The organism is Tepidimonas fonticaldi (assembly GCF_007556755.1).
GTDB lineage: Bacteria > Pseudomonadota > Gammaproteobacteria > Burkholderiales > Burkholderiaceae_C > Tepidimonas > Tepidimonas fonticaldi.
In genome coordinates this window covers 21,044-36,322 of record NZ_VJOO01000013.1, presented here as the reverse complement: position 1 = coordinate 36,322, position 15,279 = coordinate 21,044, and the positions used below count along the sequence as shown (strand labels likewise).

Genomic DNA, 15,279 nt, shown 5'->3' with positions numbered 1-15,279 from the left:
GCGGATCACGTGCAGGTCGGAATGGTGGGTTCGGCGTCGTTCACCCGCGCCATGCCAGGGTGGCCGTACCAGTAGCCGTTGCACTCGTCGGCATGGAGCCAGTCCTGCAGCCGTGCGCGTGCTGCTTGCGGAGTGGTCTCACCGCGACGCAGCATGTCATACAGATGCACGATATCGATCGTGTGGTGCGACTGTGGGCTGATGCGCACGACATCGATGTTCAGTGCCAACAATTGCGGCCACGCATCGATCAGGCTGTGAACCGCGGCTGACTGGGTTTGAATGCCGTTGAGCACCAGAAATGGGCTGCCCTCGCGGGTTCGTACCAACAAGCCGTCGGGATAGTCTTGGCAGCCAAATCGGCAGTCGTCTTTGGGCAAGCCGCGGTGCCGGGCGGTAAAGCAGCGCGCGGAAAAAGCAAGCGGCAAGCGCCCGTGTACGAAAACCTCGGTCTGCAGGTCGGCCGGGCGTTGTTGACACAGCAGTGCCAAGTCGTCGCGCCGCATTTCCAACGGAGCCACCCAGCGCGTCGCACCCAGTGAAGCGACCCAGTGCAAGGTCGGGATGTTGTAGACATTGAGGTGCGGACCGGCAACAAAGGGGATGTGGCCAGCGCATACACCCAGCGCCCCCATGTCGTTTGCCTCGACCAGGTAGGCACCGTTGTTCATGATTTTGCGCATCATGGCCACGTCCGAACCCGACTCCAGCAACACCAGACTGGACAGTACCGGCGTCTTACCCATCGCTTGCAGCAGGCGCGCGATGTCGAGCCAGTCCTCCCAGCGCACTTCGTGTCGGCGCGAGCACACCACCTCGCCTAGATAGACGAAATCGATCGGCGTGTGCGCCACGGCCTCGTAGAAATCGAAAACCGTCTGACGCGGCCAGTAATACAACAGAGGACCAAGGGCGAGTTTCATGGTTCACTTCCAGGGGCGGTGGTAGGCGCCGAGGGTGTGCTGCTGGCCTTCGGCTAGCGCGTCGAGTGCGGCCATCCAGGAGCCGCGTGGTGCGAAATGCAAGGGCTGTGCGCGGCAGTGATCGATAGCTTCGCGCCACACGCGCGTGACTTGGGCGACGTAGGCCGGACTGCGTTGACGGCCTTCGATCTTGATCGCCTTGACCCCGATTTGCAGCAACTGCGGCAGTATCGTCAGCGTATTGAGGCTGGTCGGCTCCTCGATGGCATAGCTGGCGTCTTGATCTTCGACGGCGAAGCGGCCTTTGCACAACGTGGGATAGCCAGCGTTTTCCGTGGCGTCGTAGCGGTCGATGAGCACGCCGTTCAAACGTGATTCGAGCCCGCGTGGGGTTTGTTGCCAGCGCACCGCTTTGGCGGGCGAGCACACCCCATGTGTGTTGGGGGCTTCCGCCGTGACATAAGACGACAGCGCGCAGCGGCCTTCGACCATGACGCAGAGGCTGCCAAATCCGAATACTTCGATTTCTACCGGCGTGCGTTGCACGACGTGACGTACTTGCTCCAAAGACAGCACGCGCGGCAAAACGGCGCGCGCGATACCGAATTGCCGGTGATAGAAGTTGATGGCTTCATCGTTGGTGGCGGATCCTTGTACCGATAAATGCAGGCGCAACTGCGGGTGGTGGAGGCGCGCGTATTGCATCAAGCCCGGATCGGCCAAAATCACGGCATCGGCACCGAGTTGCACGGCTTTGTCGACGGCCTGTTGCCAGCGTTGTGGCGCGGCGGCCTGTGGGTACGTATTGATGGCGATGAACACTTGGCACCCGCGGGCATGCGCGTACGCGATGCCCTCGCGCAACGCCGGTTCGTCGAAGTTCAACCCAGCGAAATTGCGTGCGTTGGTGTCGTCACGCAAGCCAAGATAGACGGCGTTGGCGCCGTGGTTGACCGCTTCTTTGAGGGCTGGCAGAGTCCCGGCGGGACATACGAGATCCATCGTGTGCTCCTTCAACCGCAGGCCCCGATGTGGCCGCAGGCGGTGCAGTATTCGCAGCCATCGCGGCGGATGAGGGCGCGGGCGCCGCATTCCGGGCACTTGCGGCCAGCCAACGGTGTGTGGGCAAGCGGATTGCCGTTGGGCTCGGCATCTCCGCCCTCGGTCGGGGCAGGTACTGCCGCTGTCGGGTCCGCGCCAGCGGCGTGGCCGGCGCTTTTGCGCTCGATGATCTGCTGAATGGCATAGGCGATGGCGGCCACTTCCGAGTCGTCCCACAAGGGCACGCGAGTGCCGTCGCTGCGCAGGCGTTCACCCAGTCGCACCGGACCGCGATCCCACACCACCTTGCGCATGTCGGCCAGTGCCCGCTCCAAGAACCCACCACGCGCCGCCAGTGACAGCAGGCGCATGCTGGCCGAGATCCACTGCTGGGACTCGCCGCTTTGCCCAACCGGCATGAAGAACTCGATGGCGCGCTGCGCGACGCTGCCGTCGGGCAAGCGCACCGGCAGAAACGACACGATCAGATATAGGGTCTTGGGGCCTTCGGCGGTCCAGTACTCGATTTTTTCCGCCACGGCATCCAGCGCGCCGCGCGGACGCTTCTCGATGACGGCGCGCATCGGGTCGGCGGCAGCGGCTTGCGCGGCGTCCTTGGCTCTCGCCGGCTCTGCCGCGGTGCTCAACACCGAGCCGACGATGTCGTTGGGCCGATAGGTGGTCAGCCCCTTGAGGCCGGCGCGCCAGGCGTGCAAATACAAGTCGCGAAACGCGTCGTAGGGGCAGTCCGCGGGTACGTTGACGGTTTTGGAGATGGCCGAATCGATGAATGGCTGCACTGCCTCCATCATCGCGACATGGTCGGCCGGAGCAATCTCCAGCGCGCCAACAAAGGCCTCGGTCAGTGATGCGTGCGATCCGAAAAGCGCCCGGTACAGGCGCCAGGCGTGATCCTGCACCTCGTAAGTGCTATGGCTGCCATCGGCTTGGCGCTTGCGGCGCGTGTACGTCCACGCAAACGCCGGCTCGATGCCATTGGAGGCGTTGTCGGCAAAAGCCAGACTGACCGTGCCGGTGGGCGCGATCGACAGCAGGTGGCTGTTGCGGATACCGTGCGTGCGAATCGCCGCTTGCAGTGCTTCGGGCAGGCGGCTGGCGAAAGTCCCCTCGGCCAGATACGTGTCGGCGTCGAAGCATGGGAAGGCGCCCTTCTCGCGCGCCAGCTCCACCGAGGCATGGTAAGCCGCGTCGCGCAGTGTGCGCGCGATGCGCTGCGCCATCGTCCGCCCCTCGGCACGGTCGTAGCGCAGCCCGAGCAAAATCAAGGCGTCCCCCAACCCCGTGAAGCCCACGCCGATGCGGCGTTTGGCCTGCGCTTCGGCGCGCTGTTGCGGCAAAGGCCAGTGGGTGATGTCCAGTACATTGTCCAGCAGCCGCACCTGTACCGCCACCGCCTGCGCAAAGGCGTCGAAGTCGAACGTCGCAGGGCCGCCGTGTCCGAACGGATGCCGTACGAAGCGCGGCAGGATCAGAGGACCCAGGCAACAGCACCCATAAGGCGGCAGGGGTTGCTCGCCGCAGGGATTGGTCGCCTCGATGTGTTCGAGGGCGCGCAGATTGTTGTCACGGTTGATGGCGTCGATGAACAACACGCCCGGCTCGGCGAAATCGTAGGCCGAGCGCATGATGGTGTCCCACAGCTCGCGCGCCGGCAAGCGCCGGTATACCCAAAGACCGTCGGCGCGCTGGGTGGCGCCGGCGGCTTTGAGCTCGTCGCCGGGTTCGGCGCGGTGCACCAACTCCCACGCGGCGTCGGCTTGCACCGCCTCGACGAAGGCATCCGGTACCGCCACCGAAACGTTGAAGTTATTCCAGCGCCCCGGCGTGCGTTTGGCGGTGATGAAGTCCAGTACGTCGGGGTGGTCGATGCGCAGTACGGCCATCTGGGCGCCCCGGCGTGCACCGGCGCTTTCCACGGTGGCGCACGACTGGTCGAATACGTTGATGTAGCTGCACGGTCCACTGGCGGTGGAGGCCGTACCGTGCACGCGCGCGCCACGCGGGCGAATGCGCGAAAAATCGTAGCCCACACCCCCACCGCGGCGCATGGTCTCGGCCGCCTCACGCAGCGCCTCATAAATACCGGGGTAACCGTCCTCGTCGCTGCCTTGAATGCAGTCGCCCACCGGCTGCACGAAGCAATTGATGAGCGTGGCCTGGATGCCCGTGCCCGCCGCGCTCATGATGCGTCCGGCACCAATGGCGCCAGCAGCCAGATGCTGGCGAAAACGCGCTGCCCACAGGGCGCGTTGCTCGGGTGCCTCGGCGTCGGCTACGGCGCGCGCCACGCGGTCGAACAAATCGTCCACGCTCTGCTCGCCGGGTTTGAGGTATTTTTCGCGCAGCACGTCCAGACTGATCGGCTGCGGGGGCAGCGCGGGCAGGGGGTCGGTCGGTAGAGCTCGGTCCATGGCGGGCGGGGGCGGTGTGGATTGACGAGCGTAATTGGACACCCAAGCGCCGCCGCCGCGCGCGTCGTTTCATCGTTCCGATGGCGTAGTCCCGATGGGGGATGGTCAGTCGCGCCTGCGCGCGCATATCCACGCGCTGCCATACCCGGTCCACGGGCAACGGCGGGCCGATGAGCACACGGCGGGAGGCGACGGCCACATCCCGCTGATTGGGATGCCGAACTTACTTCAACCAGCCGCGCCGGCGGAAATACCACATGGGCCCCAGGGCGCTGGCCACCATCAACGCCAAGGCGAACGGGTAGCCCAAGCGCCACTCGAGCTCGGGCATGAACTGGAAGTTCATGCCATAAATGCTGGCAATCAGCGTCGGCGGCAGCAGCGCGACCGACGCCACCGAGAAGATCTTGATGATCTTGTTCTGGTTGATGTTGATGAAGCCGATCGTGGCATCCATCAGGAAGTTGATCTTCTCGAACAGAAAGGCGGTGTGGCTGTCCAGCGAATCCAGGTCGCGCAGAATCTGGCGGGCGTCCTCGAACTGCTCGGCCGACAGCATGCGCGAGCGCATCATGAAGCTGACCGCGCGCCGCGTGTCCATCATGTTGCGGCGGATGCGGCCCGACATGTCCTCGTGGCGGGCGATGGCCGCCAGCACCTCGGTTGCGATGTCGTCCGTCACCTGCCCGGACAGCACTTTGGTGCTGATGCGCTCCAGGTCCTCGTAAATGTCCTCGAGCGTGTCGGCGCAGTACTCCGCGTCGGTGTCGTACAGGCTCAGCAGCACGTCCTTGGCGTCGTCGATCAGGCCCGGCATGCGTCGCGCCCGCAGCCGCAGCAGGCGAAAGACCGGCACGTCCTCGTCGTGGATGGAAAACAGCACCCCGTGGCTTTTGAGGTCCGGATTGCGGTCGTTCAGAATGAAGGCCACCCGCACATGGCGCGGATCGTCCTCGTCGTCGATGAGGAAGTCCGAGCGCACATGCAGCTCGCCGTTGTCCTCCTCGAAGAAGCGGGCCGACTCCTCGATGTCGTCGTCGATGGCGTCTTCGGGGATGGACAGGCCGAAGTGCTGCCGCACCCAGCGGCGCTCCTCGGAGGTGGGCGACTCCATGTCGACCCAGATGGGTTTGAAGCGGGCCAGATCCTCCAGGGAATCGATTTCTTCCTGGAACAGGCGGCCGTTGACGAGCGTGAAGACGTTGAGCATGGGGCGCTTCCGGCTGGGGGGTGGGGCGACGATGATCGGGGGGTGCTTTCGATCACCGGCCGCCGGCCCCGGTGCGGGCGCCCGTGCCACACAGGGTGGGGCGGTGCCTCAGGCCTGGCGCTCCGGCGTCGAAAGCACGCGACTAGGGCTGCTTTCCACGGCGGGGACTCCAACAAAAAAGTACGGCCCGGATTATCGCACCGTGCGCGCGGTGGGGACGGTGGCGGCGCGCTCGCAGGCCGGGAACTGCGCTTGTCACGCCCGCTTCAAACAGGCATAGTAGAGGCGAGGGGTCGGCCCGTCCGGCCCCGCCGTTCGGCCCTCGGCAGCCGAACCATTCCCCGGAGCGAAAGGAGGCTCTTCATGAACCTGACCATCAGCGGACACCACCTCGACGTCACCCCGGCACTGCGCAGCTACGTGGCGAGCAAGCTGGAGCGCATCTCGCGCCATTTCGATCAGGTGGTGGACATCCGCGTCCTGCTCACCGTCGACAAAATCAAGGACAAGGATCACCGTCAGAAGGCCGAGTGCAACATACACGTCAAGGGCAAGGACATTTACGCCGAAAGCACGCACGCCGACCTGTACGCGGCGGTCGATGAGCTGGCCGACAAGCTCGATCGCCAGGTGCTGCGCTACAAGGACAAGGCGCAGGAGCATCACCACCTGCCGCTCAAGCGCGAAGTCGTCTGAGTGTTTTCTGGGCAGCCGCTGCTGCCCCGCCGCAAACCGCTTGGCTGCCGTCAAGCGGTTTGTCGTTTTCGGGCCACGGCAGCGCGGCGGCGATGGGGGCATAATGGCCCCCTCGTTTCGAGGCATACCCCGATGAACCGACTCTCTGCGATCCTGCCGCCCGAACACGTGCTCGTGGCCGTCGAGGCCACGAGCAAGAAGCGCGCGTTCGAGGAGGCCGGTCTGCTGTTCGAATCCCTGCATGGCCTCAACCGCGCGCTCGTCACCGACAGCCTCTTTGCGCGCGAGCGCCTGGGCTCCACCGGGCTGGGGCATGGCGTGGCCATCCCGCACGGGCGCATCAAGGGCCTGAAGCAACCCATGGCGGCGGTGTTCCAGCTCGCCCAGCCGATCGGCTTCGACGCGCCGGACGAGCAGCCCGTCAACCTGTTGATTTTTTTGCTCGTGCCCGAGGCGGCCACCCAGAAGCATCTGGAGATCCTGTCCGAAATCGCCGAGCTGTTGAGCGACGCCGCGTTGCGCGAGAAGCTGCGCAGCGCCGACAATGCCGCCACCTTGCACGGCCTGATCGCGGGCTGGCAGTCCGCGCACGCGGCCGCCTGATCGCGCCCGGCGGCCGTGCGCCGCCGGCAAGTCCATCATGAAGCCCAGCGCCGTCAGCGCCGACGTCCTGTTCGAGGACCACCGCGAGACCCTCAAATGGCAGTGGGTCGCGGGGCAGACGGCGTCCGAGCGGCGCTTTCACGACAAGGCGGTGTCCGAGGCCCGCTCGGGCGCCGATCTGGTTGGACACCTCAATTACATCCACCCCTACCGCGCCCAGGTGCTGGGCGTGCGCGAGGTCGCCTACCTGCTCAATTCCACGGCGGAGGACTGCCGCCGCCGTGTCGCGCGCATCGTCACGCTGGAGCCGCCGCTGCTCGTCGTCGCCGACGACCAGACGCCGCCGGCCGAGCTGGTGGCGATGTGCGAGCGCGCGCACATCCCGCTGTTTGCCACGGCGGCGTCGGCGGCGTTCGTGATCGACGTGCTGCGCGCCTACCTGTCGCGCCACTTCGCCGAGCGGGCGACGATGCACGGCGTCTTCATGGACATTCTGGGGCTGGGCGTGTTGATCACCGGCGAATCCGGCCTGGGCAAGAGCGAGCTGGGCCTGGAGCTGATCTCGCGCGGCCACGGCTTGGTGGCCGATGACGCGGTCGATGTCTACCGCGTCAACCAGACCATCGTCGAAGGCCGCTGCCCCGATCTGCTGCAAAACCTGCTGGAAGTGCGCGGCATCGGCCTGCTGGACATCAAGGCCATCTTTGGCGAAACGGCGGTGCGCCGCAAGATGCGGCTGCGCCTGATCGTCCACCTGGTGCGCCAGGCGACGCTGGAGCGCGACTACGAGCGCCTGCCCAGCGAGCCCATCTACCAGGACGTGCTCGGTGTCGCCATCCGCAAGGCCGTCATTCCGGTGGTGGCGGGGCGCAACATCGCCGTGCTGGTCGAGGCCGCCGTGCGCAACGCCATTTTGCAGTTGCGCGGCATCGACACCTACCAGGAATTCGTGCAACGCCAGCGCGCCGCCATGCTGCGCGACGATTGATCCAGGGGTGTCCCTGCCCGGTTTGCCCCGTCAGCCCCGCCGTGGCCGGCTGCGGTGGGGGCAGTCGGTCCGCTGGCAGTGGGCGTACAGCGACAGCGCGTGCTCCTGCAGGGCAAAGCCGCGTTCCTGCGCGATGGCCTGCTGGCGCCGCTCGATCTCGGCGTCGTAAAACTCCTCCACCCGGCCGCAATCCAGGCACACCAAGTGGTCGTGGTGCTGGCCTTCGTTGAGCTCGTAGACCGCCTTGCCAGACTCGAAGTTGCTGCGCACCAGAATGCCGGCCTGCTCGAACTGCATCAACACCCGGTACACGGTGGCCAGGCCAATGTCGGACTGCTCGTCCAGCAGCACCTTGAAGACGTCCTCGGCCGTCATGTGGCGCTGGCGCCCCGACTGGAAGATCTCCAGGATCTTCAGTCGCGGCAACGTGGCCTTGAGCCCCGTGTTCTTGAGTTCTTCGATGCCGGTCATGCGTGCGGGGGGGGATGCGGGCGGCCCGGGGCGCGCGCCACTACAATGGGCCCGATGATATAACCTCGCGCCGAGTCCTGCGCGCCCGTGTGCCCATTCGTCCCACGCCATGAAACCTGCCGCCCCCCCGATGCCCTCGACCCCGCGGCGCCTGGTGCGCCGGGCTGTCTGGCTCGCCCCGCTGCTGGCCCTGGCCGGCTGCAGCGCCCTGGACGGGGCCGCGTCGCGGCTGTCCACCATCGGCGGTCTGGTCACCCCCTATCGCATGGACATCCTGCAGGGCAACGTGGTCGTGCGCGAGCAGGTGCAAGCCCTGCAGCCCGGCATGACGCGCGAGCAGGTGCAGGCCATTCTTGGCACGCCGCTGGTGGCCAGCGTCTTCCACGCGAACCGCTGGGATTACGTCTTCACCTTCCAGCGCCAGGGCCAGGCCCCGCAGCGCCGCGTGGTCAGCGTGTTCTTCCAGGGCGACCGGCTGGAGCGGGTGCAGGCCGATGAATTGCCCACCGAGGAGGAGTTCGTCTCTTCCCTGGACGTGCGCCGCAAGGCCGCACAGCCCCCGGTGCTCGAGGCGACCGAGGAGCAGCTCAAGGCCTTCGAGGCCAAGGCGCCCGCCCCCCGCACCGCCAGCCCCGTGCCCGCTGCCGCCGAACCCGCCGCCAGCCCCGCCCCCGCCGCGGCGCCGAGCTATCCGCCGCTCGAGCCGCGCTGAACGCCCCCGCCCGTTGCCATGACCGTTTCCACCCCCCACCGCGTTGCCATTGCCGGTGCCAGCGGCCGCATGGGCCGCATGCTGATCGAGGCCGTGCAAGCCGCCGACGACTGCGTGCTGTCCGCCGCGCTCGACCGCCCCGACAGCCCGGCCCTGGGGCAAGACGCCGCCGCTTTTTTGGGGCAGCCCGCGGGTGTGGCCATCGGGGCCGACGTGGATGCTGCCGTGGCCGCCAGCGATGTGTTGATCGACTTCACCCGCCCGGAGGGCACCCTGGCCCACCTGGCCGCGTGCGTGCGCCACGGCACGGCCATGGTCATCGGCACCACCGGGTTTACCGAGGCGCAAAAGACCACCATCGCCGAGGCCGCGCAGCGCATTCCCATCGTGCTGGCGCCCAACATGAGTGTTGGCGTCAACGTCACGCTCAAGCTGCTGGAGATGGCCGCGCGCGCCCTGTCCACCGGCTACGACATCGAAATCGTCGAGGCCCACCACCGCCACAAGGTGGATGCCCCCAGCGGCACGGCCCTGAAGATGGGTGAAGTCATCGCCCAGGCCCTGGGGCGGGACCTCAAGGACTGCGCCGTCTACGAGCGCCATGGCCACACCGGCGAGCGCGACCCGTCCACCATCGGTTTTGCCACGGTGCGCGGTGGCGACGTCGTGGGCGACCACACGGTGATGTTCCTGGGCACGGGCGAGCGCATCGAGATCACCCACAAATCCAGCAGCCGTGCCACCTACGCCCAGGGCAGCCTGCGCGCGGTGCGCTTCCTGGCCGGGCGGCGCCAGGGGCTGTTCGACATGGCGGACGTGCTCGGCTTGCGCTGAAGTGGCGCGGGCGCCGGCGGGGGCGCTCCACCTACAATGTCGCGCAACATTGGGCCGCGCACCGGGCGCGGTCCGCCCCCTCGTTGTCGACCCTGCGCCATGCAAGACACCTACTCCCCCCGCGACGTCGAGGCCGCCGCCCAGGCCCACTGGGCCGCGCGCGACGCCTACCGCGTTACCGAAGACGCGACCAAGCCCAAGTTCTACGCCTGCTCCATGCTGCCCTACCCCAGCGGCAAGCTGCACATGGGGCATGTGCGCAACTACACCATCAACGACATGATGGCGCGCCAGCTGCGCATGAAGGGCTGGAACGTCCTCATGCCGATGGGCTGGGACGCCTTCGGCCTGCCGGCCGAGAACGCCGCGATCAAAAACGGCGTGCCGCCGGCGAAGTGGACCTACGACAACATCGCCTACATGAAGCGGCAGATGCAGGCGATGGGCCTGGCCATCGACTGGAGCCGCGAGATCGCCACCTGCAGCCCGGACTATTACAAGTGGAACCAGTGGCTGTTCCTGAAGATGCTGGAAAAGGGCATCGCCTACCGCAAGACGCAGGTGGTCAACTGGGACCCGGTCGACCAGACCGTGCTGGCCAACGAGCAGGTCATCGACGGGCGCGGCTGGCGCACCGGCGCGCTGGTGGAAAAGCGCGAGATCCCCGGCTACTACCTGGCGATCACGAAGTACGCGGAGGAGCTGCTGTCGGCGGTGGCCAACCCGGACGATCCGAATTTCCTCGCCGGCTGGCCCGAGCGCGTGCGGCTGATGCAGGAGAACTGGATCGGCAAGAGCGAGGGCGTGCGCTTCGCCTTTCCGCACGACATCCGCGACGAGCAGGGGCAGCCGATCCAGGACGGGCGGCTGTGGGTGTTCACCACCCGCGCCGACACCATCATGGGCGTGACCTTCTGCGCCGTGGCGCCGGAGCACCCGCTGGCGGCGCACGCCGCGCGCGGCAACCCGGCGCTTGCGGCCTTCATCGAGCGCTGCAAGCTCGGCGGCACCACCGAGGCCGAGCTGGCGCTCAAAGAAAAGGAAGGCATGCCGACGGGCCTGACCGTCACGCATCCGCTCACCGGCGAGGCGGTGCCGGTGTGGGTCGGCAACTACGTGCTGATGGGCTACGGCGACGGCGCGGTGATGGGCGTGCCGGCGCACGACGAGCGCGACTTCGCGTTCGCCAAGAAGTACGGCCTGCCGATCAAGCCGGTCATTGCGGTGGAGGGGGAGACGTTCTCCGCCGATACCTGGGCCGAGTGGTACGCCGACAAGCAACGGGGCCGCTGCGTCAACTCTGGCCCGCTCAACGGCTTGCCCTTCCAGGCTGCGGTGGACAAAGCAGCCGAGCTGCTGGCCGCCCAGGGCCTGGGCGAGAAAAAAGTCACTTACCGCCTGCGCGACTGGGGCATCAGCCGCCAGCGCTACTGGGGCACGCCGATCCCGATCATCCACTGCGACGACTGCGGCCCGGTGCCGGTGCCCTATGAGGACCTGCCGGTCGTGCTGCCGGAAGACCTGATCCCCGACGGCAGCGGCAACCCGCTGGCCAAGTGCGAGGCGTTCCTGAAGGTCGATTGCCCGAAGTGCGGCAAGCCCGCGCGGCGCGAAACCGACACCATGGACACCTTCGTCGATTCGTCCTGGTACTTCATGCGCTATTGCGACCCGACCAATGCCGATGCGATGGTGGCCGACGGGACCCGCTACTGGATGCCGATGGACCAGTACATCGGCGGCATCGAGCACGCGATCCTGCACCTGCTGTACGCGCGCTTCTGGACCAAGGTGATGCGCGACCTGGGGCTGGTGCAGGTGGACGAGCCGTTCAAGCGCCTGCTCACACAGGGCATGGTGCTCAACCACATCTACAGCCGCCGCACCGCCAAGGGGGCCAAGGAGTACTTCTGGCCGCACGATGTGGAACATGTGCTGGATGAGGGCGGCAAGATCGTCGGCGCGCGCCTCAAGCGCGACGTGGCGAGCAGCGACGGCGTGCTGCCAGCCGGCACGCCGATCGACTACGAGGGCGTCGGCACGATGTCCAAGTCCAAGAACAACGGCGTCGATCCGCAGGACCTGATCGAGCGCTACGGCGCCGACACCGCGCGGCTCTACACCATGTTCACCGCGCCGCCGGAGGCGACGCTGGAGTGGAACGACGCCGCGGTGGAGGGCAGCTACCGCTTCCTCAAGCGCGTCTGGGCGTTTGGCCAGCGGCTCGCGCAGGCCGATTGGGCCGGCGCGGCACAGGCCGCGCAGGGCGCAGCATCGCTGGCTGATGTGGCCTATGGCAAGCGCGCCAAGGCGCTGCGCCACGAGATCCACACCGTGCTCAAGCAGGTGGACTACGACTACCAGCGCATGCAGTACAACACCGTGGTGTCGGGCTGCATGAAGATGCTCAACGCGCTGGAGGCGTTCGACCCGGCGGACGAGCCCGGCGGCGGCGTGGCGCTGATCGAGGGCTTCGGCATCCTGCTGCGCTGCCTGTACCCGGCCACGCCGCACCTGACGCACGCCCTGTGGCAGTCGCTGGGCTACGCCGGCGCGCTGGGTGATCTGCTGGATGCGCCGTGGCCGCAGGCGGACGAGGCGGCGCTGCGCCGCGACGAGGTGGAGCTGGTGCTGCAGATCAACGGCAAGCTGCGCGGCAGCCTGACCGTCCCGGCCGATGCCGACCGGGCGGCCATCGAGGCGGCGGCGCTGGCCTCGCCGGAATTTGCCCGATTCAGCGACGGTCAGCCCGCCCGCAAGGTGGTGGTGGTGCCGGGCCGCCTGGTCAACGTGGTGGTCTGAGCGTGGCGACGCGGCGTGCCTGGATGCGCGGGCTGGCGGTCGGGGCCTGGGCGGCCACGGCCCTGGCGGGCTGCGGCTTCCAGCTGCGGGGGACGGGCCTGCGCTTTGCGTTCCGCACGCTGCGGCTGCAGGCGGCCGCCGACTCCGACGTGCTGGAGAGCCTGCGCGCCCAGCTCCAAGCGGCCGGTGTGGGGGTGCTGGACACCTTGGTGCCATCCGCACCGGGGCCTGGGCCGGCGCCGGCTGCGGAGGTGGTGTTGCAGGTGCTGCAGGACCAGCGCGAGCGCGTCGTGGTCGGCACCACGGCCGCCGGCCAGGTGCGCGAGCTGGCGTTGCGGCGGCGTTTCCGGTTCGCCCTGCGCACACCGAGCGGGCGCGAGCTGATCCCCCCCACCGAGCTGCTGCAGGAGCGCGAGCTGAGTTTCTCCGAAACCGTGGTGCTCGGCAAAGAGACCGAAGAGGCCTTGCTGTTCGACGACATGCGCGCAGCAGTCGTGCGTCAGTTGCTGGTGCGGTTGGCGGCCGTGGCGTCGCTGAACTGAGGGCGACCCGGATATCTGGCCAAGTCCGTCCAGGACCGGTCAGGCCGCCATGTGATTTCCGCCCCCTGCAGCCCGTCGGCGGTCTCCCAGACGAGGTCGACTTCCAGCCCGGTGCTGTCGCGCCAGAAGAACAGCGGCGTGGACCGGCCGCAGTGGGCGAACGCCTTGACGACCTCGGAGACGACCCAGGTCTCGAACAGCGCGCCGCGCAGCGCGTGGGTGTGCAGCTGGGCCGGCGCGCGGATGCCCGCCAGCCACGCCGCCAGCCCGGCGTCCAGAAAGTAGAGCTTGGGCGTCTTGACCAGCCGCTTGCCGATGTTCTGGTGGTAGGGCGGCAGCCGCAGCACCAGGTAGCTGGCCTCCAGCGCCGACAGTCACTGCCGCGCCGTGGTGGCCGACACGCCGCAGTCGGCCGCCAGCGCCGTCAGGTTGAGCAGCTGCCCGGTGCGCGCGGCGCACATGCGCACGAAGCGCTGGAACAGCGTCAGGTCGCGCACCTCCAGCAGCTGGCGCACGTCGCGCTCGACGTAAGTGGCGACGTAGGCGGGCAGCCAGTCGGTCGGCTCCAGCGGCCGGTCGTACAGGGGCGGGTAGCCGCCGCGCCACAGCAGCGCCTCCAGCGAGGCCGGCAGCCGGCCGGCCTGCCGCAGCTCGCCGGCCGACAGCGGCAGCAGCTCCAGCCGGCCGACGCGCCCGGCCAGCGTCTGCGTCAGGCCGTGGGCCAGCTCGAACTGCTGCGAGCCGGTCAGGACGAAGTCGCCCATGCGCCGGCGCTCGTCCACCAGCCCCTGCAACCACGACAGCAGGGCCGGGCAGCGCTGGATCTCGTCCAGCACCGCGCCATCGGGAAAGCGGGCCAGGAAGCCGCGCGGGTCGGTGAGGGCGAACTCGCGCTCCTCGGGGTTTTCCAGCGAGACGTAGGGCAGGTGGGCGAACGTGTGCCGCGCCAGCGTGGTCTTGCCCGACTGGCGCGGCCCGGTGATGGCCAGCACCGGAAAGCCGCGCGCCAGCCGCAGCAGCGTGGAGTGGGCGTCGCGCGGGATCATGGTCTTGCAAGTTTACGTTTGAAACGTGGATTTGCGCACCTGGTGCTCGCGCATCAAGGTGCTTTTGCCAAACAGGCTCTCGATCAAATCCACCGCCAGCAGCGCGGTGCGGTTGCGCTCGTCCAGCGCCGGGTTCAGCTCCATCACGTCCAGGCTGGCCAGGCGGCCGGTGTCCGCGATCATCTCCATGCACAGCTGGGCTTCGCGGTAGGTGGGGCCGCCGGGCACGGTCGTGCCCACACCCGGCGCGATGTCGGGGTCCAGAAAATCGACGTCGAAGCTGACATGCAAGTGGGTGTCGGCGTCCAGGCCCGCCAGGGCTTGCTCCATCGTGTGGCGCATGCCCATTTCGTCGATGTAGCGCATGTCGTACACCTCCAGGCCCTGCTCGTGGACGAAGCGCTTCTCCCCCGCATCGACGCTGCGGATGCCAATCTGGCGCACCTGCTGGGGCCGCAGCGCCGGGCCCTCGCCACCCAGGCGCACCAGCGCCTCGGGGCCAAAGCCGCACAGGCACGCCACCGGCATGCCGTGCAAATTGCCGCTGGGGGTGAGCGCCGAGGTGTTGAAGTCCGCGTGCGCGTCCAGCCAGAGCACGCGCAGCTTGCGGCCGGTGGCGCGGCAGTGGCGCGCCACGGCGCTGATGGAGCCCATGGCCAGGCAATGGTCCCCGCCCAGCAGGATGGGCAGGCGGCCCTTCGTCAGCTCGGCATACACGGCGTCGTGCACCGCGCGGTTCCACGCCACCACCTCGTCCAGGTGGCGGTAGCCGTCCACGGCCGGGCGCCAGGGGTTGGCCGGGCCGCTCAGGTTGCCGCGGTCTTCCACCTGCAGGCCGTGGGATTCGAGCGCCGCTTGCAGGCCGGCGACGCGCAGCGCCTCCGGGCCCATGGACGCGCCGCGCGCGCCGGCGCCAATGTCGGTGGGGGCGCCCACGAGGGCGACGGGGGGAAACGAAGTCGTGCTCATGGCGGACGGT

General features: G+C 67.8%; 13 protein-coding genes and 1 pseudogene. 7 read left to right on the top strand and 7 right to left on the bottom strand.

The annotated features are described in order from the left end of the window. Positions 1 to 5: 5 nt before the first annotated feature. From Tfont_RS07965 to corA, 4 genes are all read right to left on the bottom strand, one after another. On the bottom strand, positions 6 to 923 hold the full coding sequence (locus Tfont_RS07965; RefSeq protein WP_143969032.1) for a U32 family peptidase: 918 nt from the start codon (positions 921 to 923) through the stop codon (positions 6 to 8). 3 nt (positions 924 to 926) lie between these two features. Then, positions 927 to 1,925 carry a ubiquinone anaerobic biosynthesis protein UbiU gene (ubiU, locus tag Tfont_RS07960; RefSeq protein WP_143969031.1) on the bottom strand — a complete coding sequence of 333 codons (999 nt, stop codon included), beginning with the start codon at positions 1,923 to 1,925 and terminating at the stop codon, positions 927 to 929. An 11-nt stretch (positions 1,926 to 1,936) separates the two neighbouring features. Beyond that, the gene (locus Tfont_RS07955) at positions 1,937 to 4,396 is read right to left on the bottom strand and encodes an adenosylcobalamin-dependent ribonucleoside-diphosphate reductase (protein WP_143969030.1); all 2,460 of its coding nucleotides are present in this window, start codon (positions 4,394 to 4,396) and stop codon (positions 1,937 to 1,939) included. Positions 4,397 to 4,619: 223 nt separating this feature from the next. Beyond that, on the bottom strand, positions 4,620 to 5,606 hold the full coding sequence (gene corA, locus Tfont_RS07950) for a magnesium/cobalt transporter CorA (RefSeq protein ID WP_143969029.1): 987 nt from the start codon (positions 5,604 to 5,606) through the stop codon (positions 4,620 to 4,622). A gap of 363 nt (positions 5,607 to 5,969) precedes the next feature. On the opposite strand from corA, the gene hpf reads away from it, so the two are divergent. The 3 genes from hpf to hprK all read left to right on the top strand — a co-directional run bounded on the left by hpf (position 5,970) and on the right by hprK (position 7,893). Next, on the top strand, positions 5,970 to 6,302 hold the full coding sequence (hpf, locus tag Tfont_RS07945; RefSeq protein WP_068607832.1) for a ribosome hibernation-promoting factor, HPF/YfiA family: 333 nt from the start codon (positions 5,970 to 5,972) through the stop codon (positions 6,300 to 6,302). A 132-nt stretch (positions 6,303 to 6,434) separates the two neighbouring features. Further along, a complete protein-coding gene (gene ptsN, locus Tfont_RS07940; protein WP_068607829.1) occupies positions 6,435 to 6,905 on the top strand; it encodes a PTS IIA-like nitrogen regulatory protein PtsN in 471 nt (156 codons plus the stop codon). A 37-nt stretch (positions 6,906 to 6,942) separates the two neighbouring features. Beyond that, positions 6,943 to 7,893, top strand: coding sequence for an HPr(Ser) kinase/phosphatase (gene hprK / locus Tfont_RS07935; protein ID WP_068607827.1), 951 nt, complete (start codon positions 6,943 to 6,945; stop codon positions 7,891 to 7,893). A gap of 30 nt (positions 7,894 to 7,923) precedes the next feature. Here hprK and fur read toward each other — a convergent pair whose 3' ends face one another. Continuing rightward, positions 7,924 to 8,364: a ferric iron uptake transcriptional regulator gene (gene fur / locus Tfont_RS07930; RefSeq protein ID WP_068607825.1), complete on the bottom strand. Its 441-nt coding sequence runs from the start codon at positions 8,362 to 8,364 to the stop codon at positions 7,924 to 7,926. Positions 8,365 to 8,494: 130 nt separating this feature from the next. Here fur and Tfont_RS14725 point away from each other — a divergent pair, with 130 nt between their 5' ends. From Tfont_RS14725 to Tfont_RS07915, 4 genes are all read left to right on the top strand, one after another. Next, positions 8,495 to 9,076: an outer membrane protein assembly factor BamE gene (locus Tfont_RS14725; RefSeq protein ID WP_068607823.1), complete on the top strand. Its 582-nt coding sequence runs from the start codon at positions 8,495 to 8,497 to the stop codon at positions 9,074 to 9,076. Positions 9,077 to 9,094: 18 nt separating this feature from the next. Next, a complete protein-coding gene (gene dapB, locus Tfont_RS14720; RefSeq protein ID WP_231960212.1) occupies positions 9,095 to 9,910 on the top strand; it encodes a 4-hydroxy-tetrahydrodipicolinate reductase in 816 nt (271 codons plus the stop codon). A gap of 99 nt (positions 9,911 to 10,009) precedes the next feature. After that, a complete protein-coding gene (gene leuS, locus Tfont_RS07920) occupies positions 10,010 to 12,712 on the top strand; it encodes a leucine--tRNA ligase (RefSeq protein ID WP_143969028.1) in 2,703 nt (900 codons plus the stop codon). A gap of 2 nt (positions 12,713 to 12,714) precedes the next feature. Next, positions 12,715 to 13,254: an LPS-assembly lipoprotein LptE gene (locus tag Tfont_RS07915; RefSeq protein WP_260682315.1), complete on the top strand. Its 540-nt coding sequence runs from the start codon at positions 12,715 to 12,717 to the stop codon at positions 13,252 to 13,254. Here the strand turns inward: Tfont_RS07915 and Tfont_RS15025 are convergent. Together Tfont_RS15025 and rocF are read right to left on the bottom strand one after the other, a co-directional pair. Further along, positions 13,212 to 14,300 (bottom strand): annotated as a pseudogene (locus tag Tfont_RS15025) (ATP-binding protein). The gene Tfont_RS07915 and the pseudogene Tfont_RS15025 sit on opposite strands and share 43 nt — an antisense overlap. Before the next feature lie 12 nt (positions 14,301 to 14,312). Further along, positions 14,313 to 15,269, bottom strand: a complete 957-nt coding sequence (rocF, locus tag Tfont_RS07905; protein WP_143969027.1) for an arginase — start codon at positions 15,267 to 15,269, stop codon at positions 14,313 to 14,315. Positions 15,270 to 15,279: the final 10 nt, after the last annotated feature.